We start from the raw sequence: 21,230 nt of genomic DNA, 5'->3' as shown, positions 1-21,230 counted from the left end.
GGGACTGTGTCATCCATGAAAAAGATTAGCATTCTGGGTTCGACCGGCTCCATCGGCACGCAAACGCTGGACGTTGTAGCGATGCACCCCGAAGCGTTTGAAGTGGACGGTCTGGCGGCCGGCAGCAACACTGCGCTGCTGCTGGAGCAGGTGGGCCGCTTCCACCCTCGGCGCGTCTCCGTTGCAACGGCCAAACTTGCGGACGAGCTCCGTCCGCTTTTGCCGCCCGGTGTGGAGCTGTATCACGGGGATGAGGGCCTGGTCGAAATCGCAGCCGGAGGCGAGGCTCACACGGTTGTAACGGCGGTGGTAGGAAGTGTAGGTCTGCGTTCGACACTGGCCGCGATTGAAGCGGGCCGGCACATCGGACTGGCCAACAAGGAGACCTTAGTCACTGCCGGCCATCTGGTGACGGCAAGTGCGGCGCGCAAGGGCGTGCGCCTGCTGCCCGTAGACAGTGAGCATTCGGCCATCTTCCAGTGCCTGAACGGGGAAAACCAAGCAGATATCCACTCCATCACGGTGACGGCATCGGGCGGTTCCTTCCGCGATTATACCCGCGATCAGCTGCAAGGCGTCACCGTCGAAGACGCGCTGCGCCATCCCAACTGGAGCATGGGCGCCAAAATCACCATTGATTCCGCAACCATGGTCAACAAAGGCCTTGAAGTGATCGAAGCTCACTGGTTATTCGGACTTCCGTACGAGCAGATTAATGTGCTGCTGCATCCGGAAAGCATCATCCATTCGTATGTGGAGTTCCGCGACAGCAGCGTTGTGGCTCAGCTCGGAACGCCGGATATGCGCGTTCCGATCCAGTATGCGCTGACATATCCCGACCGCTGGTCTTCGCCGGCCAAACGGTTGTCGCTGGCCGAGATCGGCAAGCTGACCTTCCGTGAAATGGATATGGTGCGATACCCGCTGCTGAAGCTCGCCATCGAATGCGGCAAGCTGGGCGGCACGGCAACCACGGCGTTCAACGCCGCCAATGAGATCGCCGTAGCCCGTTTTTTGCGCGGAGAAATTCCGTTCCTGCATATCGAAAGCATCATTGAAGAATGTTTGCAGCGCCACGTCAATACCGCAGCTCCGGATTTGCAGCAGATCGAGGATTGCGACCGGTCTACGCGCGAACGGGCTGCCCGGATATAGCAAGACGAGGGGGCCGCTGGAGGCTTTACCTGATTCACCCTGAAAAAAGGCCGGAGGCTTGTGATTCTCTTGTGCGGGGTCTTGGAATAATGATAAATTAAGAGGACATACTTCGGTCTTACACCTTAAGGGGGGAATGGTTACGAATGGAAATGGTCAGAGTAGTATTTTTGACGGTGCTGATGTTCTTCGTTCTGGTGACTGTCCATGAATGGGGACATTATTACTTCGCCAAACGCGCCGGCATTTTGGTACGGGAATTTGCGATCGGTTTCGGTCCGAAACTGTTTTCTTATAAACGCGGTGAAACCCAGTTCACGCTTCGTTTGCTGCCTTTCGGCGGTTATGCCCGCATGGCCGGAGAAGATCCCGAAATTATCGAGATCAACGCCGGGCAGACGATTGCCGTGCGGCAGGGTCAGGACAATAAAGTAAAATCGATATATCTCGATGCTCTCGATACGCGCCGTAATGTCATCCGCGGCGAAGTGCAGCATATCGACCTGGAGGACGAGCTGGTGATCCGGCTTGATGTGGACGGGGAAGTGACGGTTTATGACGTGCATCCGCAGGCGATGTTGATCAAAGGCGGGCAACAGACGCAGATCGCGCCGCGCGACCGCCAGTTTGGCAGCAAATCGGTCGGCGCGCGCGCCATTGCGATTTTTGCCGGCCCGGTCATGAACTTTATCCTGGCCTTTGTGCTGTTCGCGCTCCACTTGCAAATGGCGGGAATCGTGGTGGAGAACCCGACGTACGTGAAGATCGGCGATGTCAGCAAAGGCATGCCGGCGGAGGAAGCGGGACTTCAAAAAGGCGACATCGTCGTCTCCATCGACGGAGAACCGATCGGCGGCGATTATCAGAAGATGATTGCCCTGACCTCGGCATCCAAAGGCAAGGAAATGAAGTGGGTACTCAAACGCGGCGGCGAGACGATCGATGTTGCGATGGTTCCGCGCAGCATGGAAGGTGAAGAAGGCGGGAAAGTCGGCATCACCACTGAGCTGCAGACGCGCAAAGCCGGTTTCGGCGAGACGATTACCCGTTCGGGAACGGCGATGGTCGACACGACCAAAGCGATTTTTCTCGGCTTCAAACAGCTGATCAACAAATTCAATATGAACGATATTTCCGGTCCGGTGGGCACGTTCCAGATGACGGGACAGATTGCCCAGCAGGGCATCCAATATTTAACGTATTGGGCGGCGATTCTCAGCCTGTATCTCGGCATTTTCAACCTGCTGCCGATTCCGGCGCTGGACGGAAGCCGGCTCGTGTTCCTCGGCGTCGAGGCGCTGCGCGGCAAGCCGGTGGATCCGAGCCGTGAAGGCATGGTGCATTTCGTCGGGTTCGCACTGCTGTTCCTCGTGATGATTGCCGTCACGTATAATGATATTTTGCGCCTGATCAGCGGTTAAAGGATACCGGGTTTATTTTGAGTGGGGTTAACATAGGAGGAGTTGCACGTCATGGCAAAGGAAAAACAATTTGTAACGGAGATTACGCCGCAAAGCGAAGATTTCTCCCGTTGGTATATTGATGTCATTAAAAAAGGCGATCTGATGGACTATTCTCCGGTACGCGGCTGCATCGTGTTCAAACCGGAGGGCTATGAAATCTGGGAGCATATCCAGGAAGAGATGAACCGCCGCCTGAAAGCTACGGGACACCGCAACGCTTACTTCCCGGTGTTCATTCCGGAAAGCTTTTTCCAGAAGGAGAAAGAGCATGTCGAAGGCTTCAATCCGGAGCTGCCTTGGGTAACGGAAGCGGGCGGCGACGTTCTGGAAGAAAGACTTGCCGTGCGCCCAACCTCCGAAACGATGTTCGGCCACATGTATTCGAAATGGATCCAGTCCTACCGCGACCTGCCTGTGCTGATCAACCAATGGGCCAATGTGGTCCGCTGGGAGAAGCGCACGCTGCCGTTCATTCGCACGACGGAATTCCTCTGGCAGGAAGGCCATACGGCCCATGAGAACGAGCAGGAAGCGCGCGAAGAAACAATGCGCATGCTGGAGAACTACCGCGATTTCGTGGAGAGCTATCTGGCGATTCCGGTGGTAACCGGGCAAAAAACTCCATCCGAACGTTTTGCCGGCGCGGTGGATACGTATTCGATCGAAGCGATGATGAAGGACGGACGCGCCGTACAGGCGGCGACCTCCCACTATCTCGGCACCAAGTTCGCCGTAGCGTTCGATATCCAATACCTGAGCCGGGAGAACGTGCTGGAGTATGTCCATACGACATCCTGGGGTTCCACGACGCGGCTGATCGGCTCGCTGATCATGGTGCACGGCGATGACCGCGGTCTGGCGCTGCCGCCGAAGGTCGCTCCGACGCAAGTAATTATGATCCCGATAGGCCCGCCGAAGACGCGCGATGCGGTCATCGCTCGTACGGACGAGCTGTTCCAGCAGTTAAAGAACGCCGGCGTGCGCGTGCGCGTCGACGACCGGGCGGATGTGACCCCGGGCTGGAAATTCAACGAATATGAAATGCGCGGCGTGCCGGTTCGTCTGGAGCTGGGACCGCGCGATATGGAAAATGGCGTCTGCGTGCTTGTTTCCCGGATTACCGGCGAGAAAAAGATCGTGCAACAGGATCAGCTCGTGGAGGAAGTTCAAGCGATGCTCGAGCAGGTGCATCAGGAAATGTACGAACGTGCGCTGAAATTCCGCGAGGATCATTTTTACTCCGTCGATTCGATGGATGAAATGCGTGCCTCCATGGAAGAAAAACGCGGCTTCGCCCTGGCCGGCTGGTGCGGTTCGGAGGAATGCGAAACAAAAGTCAAGGAAGAAACGGGAGCGGGCAGCCGCAATATTCCTTTCAAACCGTTTGAAACAAAATCCACCTGCATCTGCTGCGGCAAGCCGGCGGCGCATACCGTCGTATTCGCCAAGGCCTACTAAACCCGGGCTCAGCATAAGGGATTATACAGCAATACCATTGCAGCTTCTGGCGAGCGGAGACGGCGGGATGACATGACCGGCGCATCCGCCGCCGGAAGCTGTCTTGCACTTATTGGGTAATGACAGAACGGGTTAAAAAAGGTTAAAGTCAAAGCTGAGGTAACGAAGGACATTTGGAGCTGGAGGAGCGTGAGCGTTCGCCTTTGATTTCGGATTTCATCCATAAATCATAATCAGTGGAAATCCGAAATCAACAGCGACCGAAAGCCCAAATGATCCGTAGTTACAGCAGCGGTCGGACTTATGACCGGATCTGGTTTTTCAAGTTTTAAGTGAAACGGGTGGGGAAGCATGGACAATAACATGGAGAGAAGAAAAAGGTTCGAACTGCTGATGAAGCAGGGCGAAATTCCGCCGTCGCTCGCTGATCCCTATTTTCTGGACGGATATATCGAGCGCGTCGAGATCAGCCGCGGCAACCGCGACTGGCATATCGTCATCGCCAAGGAGACTTTGGTTCCGGCTCCGATGTACCGCACTTTCTGTCTGCGTATGCGCGAGAAGCTGCAGCATATCGCTAAGGTCAGCTTTCTCTTTCAATATAGCGAAAAAGTAAACCGTGCAGAGCTGGTGCAGGAATACTGGAGCATGTTCCTCGAATGGGTGCACCGGGAGATTCCTTCCGTCAACGGATGGCTCACCCGTTCCAGCCAGGAGCTGCAAGGCAATGTGCTGCTGCTGACGATGACCGATTCCCTGTCGCTGGAATTAGCCCGCAAAAAAGGGATCGACAGCGCGATCAGCACCTTTTACAGCCGTTACTTCGGTTTGACGCTTAGCGTCAAGGTGCAGATGGCGGAGGATGAATCGGCGGCCGCCGGGCATGTCGAGGAATTCCAGCAGAAGCTCCAGGAAGAGCAGCGCCAAATCGTCGAGCAGATGATGACCGCGGTCGAGACGGAACCTCCGGCAGTTGTAGAGGATGAATCAGGCGAGCCGATCCGTCTGCAAATCGGCTATGACATTAAGGAGCCGGCGGTGCCAATTCTGCAGATTCAGGACGAAGAAAAGAAAATTACGATTCAAGGCGCTATTTTTGGCCTGGAGAGCAAGGAGCTGCGCAACGGTAACACCTTGTTTACGTATTGCCTAACCGATTTTACCGACTCGCTGCAGATCAAGATGTTCGCCAAGACGAAGGAAGATCTCAAGATCATGTCGCTGCTCGCCAACGGCAAGTGGGTCCGGGCACGCGGCAAAGTGGAATACGACCGTTTTATGCAGGTTCCGGAGCTTGTGATGATTCCGTCTGACCTGTCCGAAGTATCCGCGCCTCCTGCCCGCAAGGACAACGCGCCGGTCAAACGCGTCGAGTTCCATTTGCATAGCACGATGAGCGCGATGGACGCGGTAACGCCGATTGATGCCTACATCAAAACAGCGGCCAAGTGGGGCCATCCGGCCATTGCCGTCACCGACCATGGCGTCGTGCAGAGTTTTCCGGAAGCGAACCATGCCGCCCACAAAAATAAAATCAAAATGCTCTACGGCGTCGAGGCCAATGTCGTGAACGACTCAGTGAACATTGTGGAGAACCCGCAGCCGCTGGACCTCAAGACTGCGACATTCGTCGTTTTCGATATTGAAACCACCGGCCTGTCGATCTCCCGCAACAAAATTACGGAGCTTGCTGCCGTCAAAATGTGCGAAGGCAAGGAACTGGACCGGTATTCATCGCTCGTCAATCCGCACGAGAAAATTCCGTATCATATCCAGCAGCTGACGAATATCACCGATGAAATGGTCAAGGATGCGCCTGATCTGGAGCCGGTACTCCGTAAGTTTGTCGAGTTCGTTGGCGACAGTGTCATCGTGGCCCATAATGCGCGATTCGATATGGGGTTCATCCAGGCTTCATTAAAAAATCTCGGCATGCCGCTGTTGACTAATCCGTATCTCGATACGGTGGAGCTGGCGCGCCTGATCCATCCGAATATGAAGAATCACCGGCTGAACACGCTGGCCGACAAATATAAAGTGCTGCTCGAAAGCCATCACCGGGCGGTGGACGATACGGTCGCCCTCGGCGGTATTTTGAACGGCCTCCTGAACGATGCCGAGAAGATCAAGAATATTACCCGCCTGGAACGGCTGAACGATTATGTGGGCAAGGATTTATCCAATACCCGTCCGTTCCACTGCGGCATTTATGCGCTGAATCCGGTCGGCAAAAAGAACCTGTACAAGCTGATCTCCATGTCCCACACCGAATACTACAACCGCGTGCCGTGCATTCCGAAGTCCAAGCTGGAGGCGCACCGCGACGGCCTGCTGATCATCTCCGGCTGCGAACGCGGCGAGTTCTTTGAGACGGTCCTGAACAAAACGGTCGAGGAAGCGATGGACGTCGCCGAATTCTACGATGTTCTGGAGATCCAGCCACTGACGATGTACATGCATCTCGTCGATAAAGGTTTCGTTGCTACCCCCGAGGATTTGCGGAATGTGGTACGGCGGATCTGCGAAATCGGCGAGCAGCTGAACAAGCCGGTTATCGCTACCGGCAACGTGCATTACCTGGACCCGCGCGACAAGATGTTCCGCGACATCACGATTCACGGCATCACCGGCTTCAGTCCGCTCAAGGACCAGAACAAACCGGACGCCCACTTCCGGACGACGGATGAAATGCTGGAGGAATTCGCATTCCTCGGCCCGGAAAAAGCGCTGGAGGTCGTCGTCACCAACACGGTGGCGCTCGCCGACCGCTTCGAAGAATACGAGCTTTTCCCGGACAAGCTGTTCACCCCGAACATCGAGGGCGCGGACGAAGAGATCCGCGAGACCTGCTACCGCACCGCCAAAGAAATCTACGGCGAGGAATTGCCGGAAGTAGTAGTTGCCCGTTTGGAGAAGGAACTGGGACCGATCATTAAATACGGCTTTTCGGCAAACTATCTGATCTCGGAACGGCTCGTTAAAAAATCTAACCGCGACGGGTATCTCGTCGGTTCGCGGGGTTCCGTTGGCTCGTCCGTCGTGGCTACCTTCCTCGGTATTTCCGAGGTCAACCCGCTGCCGGCGCATTATATCTGCAAAAATCCCGAATGCCGGCACAGCGAATGGTTCCTCGACGGCAGCGTGCCGAGCGGGTTCGACCTGCCGGACAAGAATTGTCCGGACTGCGGAAAAACAATGAAGGGCGAAGGCCAGGACATTCCGTTTGAGACGTTCCTCGGCTTCAAAGGGGACAAGGTTCCCGATATCGACCTTAACTTTTCCGGGGCATACCAGCCGCAGGCCCATAATTTCACCAAGACCATGTTCGGGGAAGACAACGTGTTCCGCGCCGGCACGATCGGCACGGTCGCCGAGAAAACCGCGTTCGGTTTTGCCAAAAAATACGAAGAGCATCACCAGAAACGCTGGCGCGGCGCGGAAGTGAGCCGTCTTGCGGCCGGCTGTACCGGCGTCAAACGCAGCACCGGCCAGCATCCCGGCGGCATCGTCGTCGTTCCGGATTATATTGACGTCGAAGATATTACACCGGTGCAATTTCCGGCCGACGACGTGAACGCCGAGTGGAAGACCACCCATTTTGATTATCACGCATTTGACGCGAACCTGCTCAAGCTCGATATTCTGGGACACGATGATCCGACGATGATGCGGATGCTGCAGGATCTGACCGGCGTTGACCCGACAACGATTCCAATGAACGATCCGAAGGTCATGAGCATGTTCAGCTCGACCGAGGCGCTCGGCGTCACACCGGATCGGATCCGCACCCCGGTCGCCACCTACGGCGTTCCGGAGATGGGCACCAAATTCGTCCGCCAGATGCTGATCGAATCGAAGCCGTCGAGCTTTGCCGACCTTCTGCAGATTTCGGGCCTCTCACATGGTACGGGCGTATGGCTCGGCAACGCGCAGGAGCTGATTAAGAACAACACCTGCAACATCAAGACAGTAATCGGTTGCCGTGACGATATCATGCTTTATCTCATTTACAAAGCCGGCATGGATGCCAGCCTTGCGTTTAAAATTACCGAAAGCGTCCGTAAAGGCAAGGGTTTGTCCGACGAATGGATCGAAGAAATGAAACGCTGCAAGGTGCCGCAATGGTACATCGATTCCTGCCTGAAGATCCAGTACATGTTCCCGAAGGCGCATGCCGCCGCTTACGTCATTTCGGCCGTGCGTACCGCTTACTTCAAACTGTATTATCCGATCGAATATTATGCGACATACTTCTCCGTCCGCGCGGCGGATTTCGATATCGAGTTATGCTGTAAGGGGTACGACGCGATCCACAAGGAGATCGTCGACATCGAGCAGAAAGGCTTCTCGGCCCTGCCGAAAGAGAAGGCGATGCTGCCGATCCTGGAGATGGCGCTGGAGATGACCGCCCGCGGTTTTACCTTCAAGAACATCGACCTGTACCGCTCGGACGCAACGAATTTTATCGTCGACGGTACAAGCCTCATTCCTCCGTTCTCGGCGCTTGCCGGCATCGGGGAGAGCGCGGCAATCAATATCGCCGCCGCCAAGGATGCGGGAGAGTTCCTCTCCATCGAGGATTTCCAGCAGAAATCGAAGGCCAGTAAAACGGTGATCGAGCTGCTGACCGGCATGGGCTGCTTCCGTGGTTTGCCGGAGAGCAACCAGCTGTCGTTATTTTAAACAGCCCCACAAAGTGAGGTATTAGCACGAAGCATAATCAGGTACTTTGCGGGGGCCCCGAAAAGCCGTAAATCCGAAAAATCAGGGCATAGCATCGTCCGGACGCCTCGAAGTTCCCGAAGCAATGCCCCGCTGGAAACAAGGCCAGTCAAGTGCCAGCACTTGTCAGTCCTGATGCACTATGGTATAATTTTTTTTGGTAATAATGAGATAAGTCCGTTGTGTAAAGAGTGGGGAAACCCACTCTTTATCTTTGGTATATAGCAAAAGACAAGTTCGTGGAGGTTAGTATCTTTTGAGCACACCCAAATCCAAGATCAAACAAACGGTAGAGCAGATGCTCGGGCCCTACCTCGAAGAGAATGGTTTCGAGCTGGTGGACGTCGAATACGTGAAGGAAGGCTCCAACTGGTTTTTGCGCATTTTCGTTGATAAAGAAGGCGGCATCGACATTGACGATTGCGGTATGATCAGCGAATATTTCAGCCAGAAGCTGGATGAGCACGACCCGATTCCCGAGGCGTATTTCCTTGAGGTATCTTCACCCGGCGCCGAGCGCCCGCTCAAGAAACCTGCGGATGTGGCCAAAGCGGTGGGCAAGGACGTATTTGTAACGACTTATGAGCCGATCCAGGGAGTAAAGGAATTTGAAGGCCGTTTGCTCTCTTTCGACGGCGAGGAGCTGCTCATCTCCGCAGGCAAAAAAGAACATGTTGTGCCGTATGCCAAAGTCGCCAGCGCGAGATTGGCCATTATTTTTTAATGTTTTGAAAGGGGGACCGGAATTTCATGAGTATGGATTTTATCGAAGCTATGAATGAACTGGAAAGAGAAAAAGGCATCAGCAAGGATGTGCTGTTTGAAGCCATCGAAGCCGCGCTGATTTCCAGTTATAAACGCAATTTCAACGCCGCGCAAAACGTTCGTGTCGACATGAACCGTAACACCGGCGTCATCAAAGTATTTGCCCGCAAGCAGATCGTCGAAGAGGTTCTGGATTCCCGGACTGAAATTTCCCTTCCGGCAGCGAGAGAGATCAATCCGCATTTTCAAATCGACGATATCGCTGAGCTTGAAGTGACGCCGCGCGATTTCGGCCGGATTGCTGCACAGACTGCCAAACAGGTGGTCACCCAGCGCATCCGCGAAGCGGAACGGGGACTGATCTACAATGCCTTTATCGATAAGGAAGAGGATATTGTAACCGGTCTGGTACAACGCCAGGACACGCGCAACATCTACGTCGACCTTGGCAAGATCGAGGCGGTGCTGCCGCTGAGCGAGCTTATGCCGGGCGAGAAATTCAAGCAAAGCGAGCGGATCAAGGCTTATATTACCAAAGTGGAGAACACGACCAAGGGTCCGCAAATCATGCTGTCCCGCAGCCATCCGGGCCTCCTGAAGCGTCTGTTCGAGCTGGAAGTGCCGGAAATTTTCGACGGTGTCGTTGAGATCCGTTCGGTGGCCCGCGAAGCCGGTTTCCGTTCCAAGATTGCCGTGTATTCCCGCAACACTGAAGTGGATCCGGTCGGTTCTTGCGTGGGGCCGCGCGGTACCCGCGTACAGACGATCGTAACCGAACTGCGCGGCGAGAAAATCGATATCGTGCGTTTCTCGGAGAATGTGCAGGAATACGTTGCGAACGCGCTAAGCCCGTCGAAGGTGCTGGAAGTTCAAGTGTTTGAAGCGGAAAAAATGGCCCGGGTCATCGTGCCGGATTATCAGCTGTCGCTGGCAATCGGCATCAAGGGGCAAAACGCCCGCCTGGCCGCCAAGCTGACCGGCTGGAAAATCGACATCAAGAGTGAGACCCAGGCGGAGCAGGAGTACGGCAGACCTAAAACTTACGATGATGAAATGCATCAGGATTCCGTCTCCATCGATTAATTAACCTGTTGTCAGGGGGGGCGATGATGATGAAGAAAGAGCGCAAGGTTCCGCTGCGCAAATGCGTGGCGAGCCAGGAAATGATGCCGAAGAAAGAGCTGATCCGTGTCGTGCGGACGCCGGAAGGCGAAGTCATGATTGACCTCACCGGTAAAAAATCCGGCAGAGGCGCTTATATTTGCGGCAAGCTCGAGTATTTTAAACTGGCGCAAAAAAATAAAGCTCTTGACCGTGCGCTGAAATGCCAGGTCAGCCCGGAAATTTACGCCCAGCTGATCCGGGACTTCACCAGCGTGGAAGAGCAGTTTTTGGCGGCAAAGGACAGTGAGGCGGATGAATAAGGCACTGTCCCATCTGGGGCTGGCGATGCGGGCCGGCAAAGTCGTTACCGGCGACGAAGCTGTGCTCAAGGCGATCCGCTCCGGCGAAGCGAAGCTGGTCATTTTGGCCGCCGACGCTTCGGATAATACCCAAAAAAAGTTTCGCGACAAATGCGGGACTTACGATATTCCACTGGCAATCGTTTTTCACCGGGATGAACTCGGGGCAAGTATTGGCAAAGATCAGCGCGTGGCGCTGGCCGTTACGGATAAAGGATTCGCAGAAATGATCTCCAGAGGTCTAGGAGATACTGTCGGAGGTGGAGCTATTGACAAAGGAAGACAATAAAGACAAGCTGCGCGTGTATGAATACGCCAAATCGTTGAACATGACGAGCAAAGAAATTATTACGATTTTGAAGCGTCTGAATGTTCCGGTGAATAATCATATGAGTGTCATGGAAAACGGCGCCGTGGGTAAAGTGGAGCAGTTCTTCAAGGATATCAAATCAAACGCAGCCGCAAAGCGGGCCGGCGGAAACGCCCCAGCCCGTCCGGCCGTCAGCGCAACCACCACCGCGGAGCAACCGCAACAAGGTCAGAACACAAATAAAAATCAACCGGAAAAGCAGGTAGGTATGAACAGTAACCATAACAATAACTCATCGACAACGTCACAAAGGCCCCAAAGCGGACAAGATTCCCGCAGAAGCTCCACCGGAACCTCACAGAATTCCCGCCCGCAGCAATCGGGTACAGGCGGCAGCCGTCCGCAAGGCGGCAATCGTCCGCAAAATTCCGGCGGCGGCAACCGCCCGCAATACAGCGGCAACCGTCCGCAGGGACAAGGCGGATCGTCTGAAGGACGTCCGCAAGGACAGGGCGGCGCCCCACGCGGCGACCGTCCGCAAGGCCAAGGCGGCGCACCGCGTCCGCAAGGCCAAGGCGGAGCCCCACGCGGCGACCGTCCGCAGGGACAAGGCGGATTCGGCGGCAGCCGTCCGCAAGGCCAAGGCGGCGCACCACGCCAGGACAGCCGTCCGGCAAGCGCTCCGTCCGGCGGCAACGATTTTTCCCGCGGCGGCAGCAGCACCAGCGGCGGCGGTGATCGTAACCGCAAGACAAACAACGGCAGAGCCAGCAACAACAACCAAAAGCGGTTTGAAGATGGTAAAGGCGGCGGCAATTTCCGCGGCGGCAACAACCGCGGGGGCAAAAACCGCGGCAGAAATTCAGCTCCGGTGGAACGCCGCGAGAAGATCGACAACACGCCGAAGAAGATTATCGTCCGCGGCAACATGACCGTCGGCGAAACCGCCAAACTGCTGCATAAGGATGCTTCCGAAGTTATCAAGAAGCTGATCCTAATGGGCGTCATGGCTACGATTAACCAGGAACTGGACATCGAAACGATCCAACTGCTCGCCGGCGAGTTCGGCGTGGAAGTGGAAGTGAAGATTCCGGTTGACGAAGATACCTTCGAGAACATCGAAGAAAACGACTCCGCGGAAGATCTGAAGCCGCGTCCACCGGTCGTAACGATCATGGGTCACGTCGACCATGGTAAAACAACGCTGCTCGACGCCATCCGTTCCACGAACGTGACCGGCGGCGAAGCCGGCGGCATCACGCAGCATATCGGTGCGTACCAGGTTGAAATCAACCAGAAGAAGATCACGTTCCTCGATACTCCGGGTCACGAAGCGTTTACCGCGATGCGTGCCCGCGGTGCGCAGGTTACTGATATTACGATCATCGTAGTGGCGGCCGACGACGGCGTCATGCCGCAAACGGTGGAAGCAATCAACCATGCGAAGGCCGCCGGCCTGCCGATCATTGTTGCCGTCAACAAAATCGACAAACCGGGTGCCGATCCTGACCGCGTGAAGCAAGAGCTGACCAATTATGAGCTCGTTCCGGAAGAGTGGGGCGGCGACACCATTTTCGTTAACCTTTCCGCGAAGCAACGCATCAATCTGGATGAACTCCTGGAGATGATCCTGCTCGTTGCCGAAGTGAACGAATATAAAGCAAATCCGGACAAACGCGCCCGCGGTACGGTCGTCGAAGCCGAACTCGACAAGAGCAGAGGTCCGGTAGCCCGTATCCTCGTACAGAACGGTACGCTGAAGGTCGGCGACGCATTTGTAGCCGGCAACTGCTTCGGCCGCGTTCGGGCGATGGTCAACGACAAGGGCCGCAAGATTAAGGAAGCGGGTCCTTCCACGCCGGTGGAAATTACCGGTTTGACGGAAGTGCCGCAAGCCGGCGATCCGTTTATTGTCTTCGAAGACGAGCGGAAAGCCCGCGCGATCGCTGACAGACGTTCGATCTCCCAGCGTCAGTCCGAGCTGAACACGAATACCCGCGTCACGCTGGATGATCTGTTCAAGCACATCAAGGACGGCGAAATCAAGGATCTGAACGTGATCATCAAAGGCGACGTGCAAGGTTCCGTCGAAGCGCTCAAAGGCTCGCTGGCTAAGATCGAGGTTGAAGGCGTCCGCGTCAAAATCATCCACAGCGGCGCCGGAGCGATTACCGAATCCGATATTACGCTCGCTGCAGCTTCCAATGCAATCGTCATCGGCTTTAACGTCCGTCCGGACGCACAGACGAAAGCGACTGCCGAGCAGGAGAAAGTGGATGTGCGTCTGCACAACATCATCTACAACGTCATTGAAGAGATCGAAAGCGCAATGAAAGGGATGCTTGAGCCCGTTTATAAAGAGAACATTATCGGCCATGCCGAAGTGCGTAATGTCATCAAAATCAGCAAGGTCGGCAACATCGCCGGTTGTATGGTTATCGACGGCAAAATTACGCGCAATAGCGAAATGCGCTTGATCCGTGGCGGAATCGTTGTGTTTGAGGGCAAAGTGGATACCCTGAAGCGCTTCAAGGACGATGTCAAAGAAGTAGCGCAAGGTTATGAATGCGGCATTTCTTTGGAACGCTATAATGACGTCCAAGAGGGCGACATTATCGAAGCGTTCATCATGGAAAAGGTAGAGCGCTAAGCGAAGAGGTGAATGCAAATGTCTAAAATCAGAGCCGGACGGGTTGGCGAGCAGATCAAAAAAGAGCTGAGCCAGCTGATCCAAAGCGGTCTCAAGGATCCGCGCGTCGGATTCGTTACCGTTACCGGAGTTGATGTAACGAACGATCTGTCGCTGGCCAAGGTATATCTCAGCGTCTTTGGCGATGCGGAGCAGGTGAACGGTTCGCTGAAGGCGATCGAGAAAGCGAACGGCTTCCTCCGTTCGGAACTCGGCAAGGCGATCCGCCTGCGCCATACCCCTGAGCTGGTGTTCAAGATTGATGAATCCGTCGCGTACGGCAGTCATATCGAGAAGCTGCTCGGGGAAATCGGCAAACACGAAGAGAGCTAAATAAAGGAGACGGCGAATGCAGAGCTATGAACAAAGTCTCCAGCAGACCCGTGAGTTTCTGCTGGATCATGACGATTATTTAGTAGTGTCGCATGTTCAGCCGGACGGAGATGCAGTCAGCTCCACCCTAGCGGTGGGCTGGCTTCTCTCATGTCTGGGCAAAAAATTTACGATGCTGAACGAAGGTCCGATTCCGCAGCGGATGAGATATTTGTGGCATGCGGATCAAATCGTCAATTTGGCCGACGGCGAATTGACGCGTACATATGACCGCGTCATATGCGTCGATTGCGCAGACTTTCAGCGCGTGGGCCTCACTCAGCGTTATTTCGCACCCGATGCCCTTATTGCAAATATCGACCATCATCCGACCAATAACGGATACGGGGCGGTTACGCTGATCAAACCGGATGCGGCGGCGACTGCGGAAATTTTGTTCGACCTGCTGAAGACGTTTCAGGTACAGTGGGATATCGATGTGGCAACAGCCCTGTATACCGGGCTGTTGACGGATACCGGCGGTTTCCGGTATACGAATACTTCACCGAAAGTGATGGCTGCGGTATCGGAGCTGCTGGCGCTTGGCGTGAACGGTCCGGAACTGGCGGAGACACTGCTGGAGGAGATGACGCTGGCACAGGTGAAGGTGCTCAATCGGGCGCTGAACACGCTGCAGCTCAGTTCTGATGGCGATATCGCCTGGGTGTATGTAACACCGCAGGATATGGAGGAGTGCGGTGCGGCCAATGAGGATCTCGAGGGCATCGTCAATTATCCGCGCAATATCCGCGGCGTGGAAGTGGGTATGCTGTTCAAGGTGATTACCGAGCGGTCGGTGAAGGTCAGCCTGCGCTCTGCCGGCAAGGTCGATGTGGCCGAGCTGGCCCAGGTGTTCGGCGGCGGGGGCCATACCCGCGCTGCCGGTGCGCGAATCGATATGACGCTGGAAGAAGCGATTCCGCGCGTGCTGGAGGAGGTACGCAAACGCCTATGAGCGAACTGAGCGGCGTACTTGCCGTATTCAAGCCGGCAGGCTTTACCTCCCATGATGTCGTCGCCAAGGCGCGGCGGATTATCGGAATGAAACGGATCGGCCATGCGGGCACACTCGATCCCCAGGTGACCGGCGTGCTTCCGCTTTGTCTTGGCCGGGCCACGCGGATTGTCGAGTATATTCAGGAATTGCCCAAGGAATATATTGCAACCGTAAGGCTGGGCTTATCCACCGATACCGAGGATATCACCGGCACCGTGCTTGAACAGCTTGACGAAGTGAAAGTATCGGAAGCTGATGTCCGTCGGGTGCTGGATTCGTTCACTGGCGTCATCTCCCAGGTTCCGCCGATGTATTCGGCGGTCAAGGTGGACGGCAAGCGGCTGTACGAGCTGGCCCGGGCGGGAAAAACCGTGGAACGCAAAAGCCGCGAAGTGGAGATTTACGAGCTGGAGGCGACCGAGCTGAACCTCAATCAGCCGCATCCCGAGATTACCTTCCGGGTGCGCTGTTCCAAAGGAACCTATATCCGCACGCTGTGCGTCGATATCGGCCAGGCTTTGGCCGTGCCTGCGGTGATGGTGAAGTTGACGCGCACAATGTCGGCCGGCATCCCGGTTAGCCGCTGCCTGACATTGGAGCAGATTGCCGAGCACCGCGAAGCGGGAACACTGCAGTCTGTACTGATCCCGGCCGACGAGGCCATTTCGCATTTGCCCCGCCATATCGTCACGGAAGAGAAGGTACGGGCGGCGATTTCCGGCCAGCGGCTGTCCAGCCGCCTGGTGGCGCCGGAAGTCAAAGTCAGCGGCCATCTCCGGCTGTATGCGCCGGGCGGCGATTTCCTCGGTATTTTTGAACGCGATGAAGACGGGGCCATTGCTCCCGTCAAAGTGTTTGCGCAGAATGATTGACTTTATTTGTGAATTGTAGGTGAGAAGCAGCGTGAAAACCGTTACCTTAAATTATCCGATAACGCCGGAAGCGGCCAAGGAGTGGGGGCAGCCGCAGGTTGCCGCCCTGGGTCAATTCGACGGACTGCACCGCGGGCATGCCGCAGTGATCGCTTCCGCCGTTGCTGAAGCCCGCCGCCTGGGCGTGCCGGCAGCCGTCATCACCTTTCATCCCCATCCGAAGGATGTGATGGGCAAGGGCGATTATGAAGGTTATTTGACCCCGCTGCAGGACAAGCAGGAGATTTTGGCCGGGATGGGCGTCGATCTATTATATATCATTGAATTTAACGAGCAGCTCTCCCGGGTGAGTCCGCACGATTTCGTCACGGGGATGATTTTTCCGCTTGAACTGGCGACTGCCGTCGTCGGCTTTGATTTCCGCTTCGGTTACAAGGGCGAAGGCGATGCCGAGATGCTGCGCGAGCTGGGCAGCGGGCGGATGGAGGTCATCACTACACCGCCGTTTCTGATCGGCGGGGAGAAAGTCAGCAGCTCGGGCATCCGCAAAAGCCTGCTCTCCGGTGATTTGGCGCTGGCGAATAGCTGGTTCGGCCGTCCGTATCATCTGTGCGGTACCGTCGTGGACGGAGAGAAGCGCGGCCGGACGATCGGTTTTCCAACGGCGAACCTTCGCCTGGCAGACCGCTACGTCGTTCCCGCGAAAGGCGTTTACGCGGTAAAGGCTTACGACGGGGAGACCGCGCTGACCGGAGTGATGAATGTCGGTGTTAAGCCAACTTTTCATGACGGATCAATCCAGCCGAGCTTCGAAGTACATCTGTTCGACTTCGCGCAGGATATTTACGGACATGATCTTAAGGTGGAGCTCATCTCCTTTATTCGCCCCGAACGCAAGTTTGAGTCTGTCGGCGCGCTGATTGCGCAGATCGGCGAGGACGCGGAAACGGCGAAACGGCTGCTTGCGCAGCTGCATTAACCTGTGCTGGACATGCCATTTACTTTTGTTGCTATAGATGCTATACTGATAAACGTTGCTGGCATGACAGCACCATAACCTTGGCTTGGTTGCCCGTTCTCACCGACGGCTACGAGGCTAACGGCGATTATTATGAAGGAGGTGAACAGGATGGCATTGACTCAAGAGCGTAAACACCAATTGATCGACGAGCACAAAACTCATGAATCCGATACCGGATCCCCTGAGGTGCAAGTTGCTATCCTTACGGAAAATATCGTTAACTTGACCAACCACTTGCGTACGCACAAGAAGGATCATCATTCCCGCCGCGGACTGCTGAAAATGGTTGGACAACGTCGTAAGCTGCTGGCGTACCTGAAGAACAAGGACGTTCAACGTTACAGCGCCCTGATTGAAAAACTGGGATTGCGTCGTTAATTTTCCATAAGACTACTACCCTTAAAGCAGCCTGGTTGTATACCGTATGTCCTTTTCGGAGCGACAACGGGACAGCCGGGTTGCTTTTTGAAAATTTAGGGAAAACTTTGGTAACAAGCAAGTAGATAGGATTCGCGATAAACGGCTATATTACCTTTCATCCGGAAGGACAAGCCGTTTTTGCTTGAGATCATAGAAACAATAAGGAGGGATTTTATGGAACAACGTGTAGAAATGCTGCTGGGCGGACGACCGCTCGTGCTGGAAACCGGCCGTTTGGCGAAGCAGGCGAATGCGGCAGTGATGGTCCGTTATGGCGATACTGCGGTTTTGTGTACGGTTACAGCCTCCAGTGAACCTAAGGATCTGGACTTTTTTCCGTTAACCGTCAACTATGAGGAAAGATTATACGCCGTCGGCAAAATCCCGGGCGGCTTCATCAAACGGGAAGGCAGACCGAGTGAAAAAGCGATTCTGTCCAGCCGTCTGACCGACCGTCCGATTCGTCCGCTCTTTCCGGAAGGATTCCGCAATGACGTGCAGGTGCTGAACCTGGTCATGAGCGTGGATCAGGATTGCTCGCCGGAAATTGCCGCAATGATCGGCACTTCCGCTGCGCTGAGCATCTCCGACGTGCCGTTTGACGGCCCGATTGGCGGTGTGAACGTTGGACGGATCAACGGCGAGTTCATCATTAACCCGACGATCGCCCAGCAGGAAATCAGCGATATGTTCGTGGTGGTTGCCGGAACGAAGGATGCCATCATGATGGTGGAAGCCGAAGCCAATGAAGTGCCGGAAGAAGCGATGCTGGAAGCCATTATGTTCGGCCACGAAGAAATCAAGAACATTGTGGCGACGATCGAAGAACTGGTGAAAATCGCCGGCAAAGTGAAGATGGAAGTCAAACTGCATGCGGTTAATGCCGAAGTGAACGCAGAGGTCCGCGCTTTTGCGTCTGAACGTCTCGTAGAAGCGGTTAAAATTGCCGAGAAGCATGCCCGTCAGGAAGCCATCGACGTTGTCAACAATGAGACGGTCGCGTATTTCGCTGAGAAATACATAGAATCGCCTGAATTGCTGAAGGATGTTAAGGAAGTACTGCATGACATCGTTAAAGAAGAAGTCAGACGACTGATCACTCATGATAAAGTGCGTCCGGACGGCCGTAAACTTGATGAGATCCGCCCGATCGACTGCGACACGAACTTGCTTCCGCGAACCCACGGCTCCGGCTTGTTCACCCGCGGACAAACCCAGGCGCTCAGCGTCTGTACGCTTGGCGCGCTCGGCGATGTGCAGATCCTCGACGGAATCGACCTGGCTGAAACCAAACGCTTCATGCATCATTACAACTTCCCGCCGTTCAGCGTAGGGGAAGCGCGTCCGCTCCGGGCACCGGGCCGCCGCGAAATCGGGCACGGAGCGCTCGGCGAGCGTGCGTTGTCCAAGGTAATTCCTAGCGAAGCGGATTTCCCGTATACCATCCGTCTCGTATCCGAAGTTATTGAATCGAACGGTTCGACCTCGCAGGCAAGCATCTGCGCCAGCACCCTGGCAATGATGGATGCAGGCGTACCGATCAAAGCGCCGGTTGCCGGCGTGGCGATGGGCCTGATCAAGGACGGCGAACATGTATCGATCCTTACGGATATTCAAGGCATGGAAGACCATCTGGGCGACATGGACTTTAAAGTTGCCGGTACCGCCGAAGGCGTAACCGCCATCCAAATGGATATCAAAATTGCGGGCATCGACCGCAGCATTCTGCAGGATGCGCTCAAACAAGCCAAAGAAGGCCGGATGTTCATTCTCGGCAAGATGATGGAAGCCATCTCTGCGCCAAGAGAAAGCCTTTCGAAATATGCGCCTAAGATCATCATTATCAACATTAACCCGGACAAAATCCGCGACGTTATCGGCGCCGGCGGCAAAATCATCAACAAAATCATTGATGAAACCGGCGTGAAGATCGATATCGAGCAGGACGGACGCGTCTTCATCAGTTCTTCCGACGAAGCGATGATCCAGAAAGCCAAAGGCATCATCGAAGGCATCGTCAAGGAAGTCCAAGTAGGCGAGATCTATGTCGGTACGGTTCGCCGGATCGAAAAGTTCGGCGCTTTCGTTGAGCTGATTCCGGGCAAAGACGGCCTGGTGCATATTTCCCAGCTGTCCACGGAGCGCGTAGCCAAAGTGGAAGACGTGGTCGCCATCGGTGACACCATCACCGTCAAGGTAACCGAAATCGACCAGCAAGGTCGGGTCAACCTGTCCCGCAAAGCCGTGCTGACTTCGGAGAGCGGCGCGAAGGCATAAGCCGGCGTTCCCTATCCTACAATTAAAGACGACCTGTCCGCGGACAGGAGCAAAGAGACAGAAGCGTATGCTTTTCTGTCTTTTTTTATTGTGAGCTCCCGAATATTTCTGCCCGAAGATTCATAGGCTTTGGACAAAGCGTCCCCCGTTGTAAAAGCGGGGAGTCGGTGCATCCCGGGGAGGAAGGGCGTTATGAGAACGGATAAAGCGGCGGTGGTACTGGCCTGTATGGCCATCGTCGTCGGCATTGGAAGCACGGTCGGTCCAGTGAAGGACATGCTGCAGGCGATGAAGCCGCAGCCGGCTGCTGCCGTATGGGGCATGGTTCCGAAAGCGGAGAAAAAGAATCTGCGTGCGAGTATCGAAAACGAGGCAGCCAAGCTGAATGCTGCGCCTGTCGATGCCGTCGTAGACCGGGTCTGGAAGGCGATTCCGGGCTACAATGGTATGGAGGTAGATGTAGAAGCGACTTACCGGGAAACGCTGCTGCGTGGCAGTACAGACGCCATACAATGGGTAACCCGGCAAATTCCGGCGAAGATTACGCTGGATGATCTCGGGGCACAGCCGATTTACCGGGGCAATCCGGCTAAGCCGATGGTCTCGCTGATGATTAACGTGGCTTGGGGCAATGAATATATCGTGCCGATGCTGGACGTGCTGGATCAGGAGAAGGTGAAGGCGACTTTTTTTCTGGACGGCAGCTGGCTGAGCAAAAACAAGGCACTGGCCGAAGAAATTCAAAAGCGCGGGCACGAGCTGGAAAATCATGCGTATACCCACCCCAACATGAGCACCCTCAGCAAGGCGCGGGCGACGGCAGAGATTAGCAAGACGCAGAAGCTGCTCAAAGACAGCCTTGGCGTAGAAAACCGCTGGTTTGCGCCGCCATCGGGCGATTTTGACCAGGAGACGGTGGAGATTGCCGCTTCGCTCGGTCTCAAAACCGTGCTCTGGACACTCGATACCGTCGACTGGACCCATCCTTCGCCAAGCTCGATCGTCGCGAAGATCGGCTCCAAGGTCGAGCCGGGCAGCCTTATTCTCATGCATCCGACGCGTTCGTCCTCCGTCGCGCTGAAGGGCATGATCGATGCAATCCGGGCCAAAGGCCTGACGCTGGGTACGGTAAGCGAGACGCTGTCGCCGGAGCGCGTGCTCCCGGTGAAGGTTGAGTGAAACGTGTAATTCTGTTACGATAAAAAGCACGAGTCGTTGTTCAGAACATAGCTATCGACGCCAGGAG

At 55.3% G+C, this 21,230-nt stretch carries 15 protein-coding genes and 1 pseudogene; all 16 read left to right on the top strand.

Annotated features, from left to right (window positions below):
- Positions 1-15 precede the first annotated feature (15 nt).
- The 16 genes and pseudogenes from BMW84_RS07205 (at position 16) to BMW84_RS07130 (ending at position 21,163) form a co-directional block, all read left to right on the top strand.
- Positions 16-1,155 carry a 1-deoxy-D-xylulose-5-phosphate reductoisomerase gene (locus BMW84_RS07205; RefSeq protein ID WP_091066048.1) on the top strand — a complete coding sequence of 380 codons (1,140 nt, stop codon included), beginning with the start codon at positions 16-18 and terminating at the stop codon, positions 1,153-1,155.
- A gap of 146 nt (positions 1,156-1,301) precedes the next feature.
- Positions 1,302-2,576, top strand: a complete 1,275-nt coding sequence (gene rseP, locus BMW84_RS07200) for an RIP metalloprotease RseP (protein ID WP_091066046.1) — start codon at positions 1,302-1,304, stop codon at positions 2,574-2,576.
- A 51-nt stretch (positions 2,577-2,627) separates the two neighbouring features.
- Complete coding sequence (gene proS, locus BMW84_RS07195; protein WP_091066044.1) at positions 2,628-4,076, top strand: proline--tRNA ligase; 1,449 nt, start codon at positions 2,628-2,630, stop codon at positions 4,074-4,076.
- Positions 4,077-4,427: 351 nt separating this feature from the next.
- On the top strand, positions 4,428-8,759 hold the full coding sequence (locus BMW84_RS07190; protein WP_091066042.1) for a PolC-type DNA polymerase III: 4,332 nt from the start codon (positions 4,428-4,430) through the stop codon (positions 8,757-8,759).
- Positions 8,760-9,054: 295 nt separating this feature from the next.
- A complete protein-coding gene (gene rimP / locus BMW84_RS07185) occupies positions 9,055-9,522 on the top strand; it encodes a ribosome maturation factor RimP (protein WP_091066040.1) in 468 nt (155 codons plus the stop codon).
- Between the two features lie 26 nt (positions 9,523-9,548).
- Entirely contained in the window at positions 9,549-10,646 is a 1,098-nt protein-coding gene (gene nusA, locus BMW84_RS07180) for a transcription termination factor NusA (protein ID WP_091066037.1), read from the top strand.
- 26 nt (positions 10,647-10,672) lie between these two features.
- Positions 10,673-10,987: an RNase P modulator RnpM gene (locus tag BMW84_RS07175; RefSeq protein WP_302848088.1), complete on the top strand. Its 315-nt coding sequence runs from the start codon at positions 10,673-10,675 to the stop codon at positions 10,985-10,987.
- Positions 10,980-11,298, top strand: a pseudogene (locus tag BMW84_RS07170) (YlxQ family RNA-binding protein); the annotation flags it as partial. The gene BMW84_RS07175 and the pseudogene BMW84_RS07170, both read left to right, overlap by 8 nt.
- Positions 11,296-13,986 carry a translation initiation factor IF-2 gene (gene infB / locus BMW84_RS07165; protein WP_175498763.1) on the top strand — a complete coding sequence of 897 codons (2,691 nt, stop codon included), beginning with the start codon at positions 11,296-11,298 and terminating at the stop codon, positions 13,984-13,986. The pseudogene BMW84_RS07170 and the gene infB, both read left to right, overlap by 3 nt.
- 18 nt (positions 13,987-14,004) lie before the next feature.
- Positions 14,005-14,358, top strand: coding sequence for a 30S ribosome-binding factor RbfA (gene rbfA, locus BMW84_RS07160; protein WP_091066033.1), 354 nt, complete (start codon positions 14,005-14,007; stop codon positions 14,356-14,358).
- A gap of 16 nt (positions 14,359-14,374) precedes the next feature.
- Entirely contained in the window at positions 14,375-15,352 is a 978-nt protein-coding gene (locus tag BMW84_RS07155; protein WP_091066031.1) for a DHH family phosphoesterase, read from the top strand.
- Positions 15,349-16,266 (top strand): tRNA pseudouridine(55) synthase TruB, encoded by a 918-nt coding sequence (gene truB, locus BMW84_RS07150; protein ID WP_091066028.1) that lies wholly within the window; start codon positions 15,349-15,351, stop codon positions 16,264-16,266. Before BMW84_RS07155 ends, truB begins: the two co-directional genes overlap by 4 nt.
- A 31-nt stretch (positions 16,267-16,297) precedes the next feature.
- Positions 16,298-17,245: a bifunctional riboflavin kinase/FAD synthetase gene (locus BMW84_RS07145; protein ID WP_091066025.1), complete on the top strand. Its 948-nt coding sequence runs from the start codon at positions 16,298-16,300 to the stop codon at positions 17,243-17,245.
- A 150-nt stretch (positions 17,246-17,395) separates the two neighbouring features.
- Positions 17,396-17,665 (top strand): 30S ribosomal protein S15, encoded by a 270-nt coding sequence (gene rpsO, locus BMW84_RS07140; RefSeq protein WP_091066023.1) that lies wholly within the window; start codon positions 17,396-17,398, stop codon positions 17,663-17,665.
- A gap of 216 nt (positions 17,666-17,881) precedes the next feature.
- Positions 17,882-19,984, top strand: a complete 2,103-nt coding sequence (gene pnp, locus BMW84_RS07135) for a polyribonucleotide nucleotidyltransferase (RefSeq protein WP_091066021.1) — start codon at positions 17,882-17,884, stop codon at positions 19,982-19,984.
- A gap of 192 nt (positions 19,985-20,176) precedes the next feature.
- Complete coding sequence (locus BMW84_RS07130) at positions 20,177-21,163, top strand: polysaccharide deacetylase family protein (RefSeq protein ID WP_091066019.1); 987 nt, start codon at positions 20,177-20,179, stop codon at positions 21,161-21,163.
- Positions 21,164-21,230 lie beyond the last annotated feature (67 nt).

It is taken from the genome of Paenibacillus sp. NFR01 (assembly GCF_900111565.1).
GTDB lineage: Bacteria > Bacillota > Bacilli > Paenibacillales > Paenibacillaceae > Paenibacillus_AQ.
Note: the sequence above shows the minus strand (reverse complement) of the source record. Positions and strands in the feature narration are given on the sequence as shown.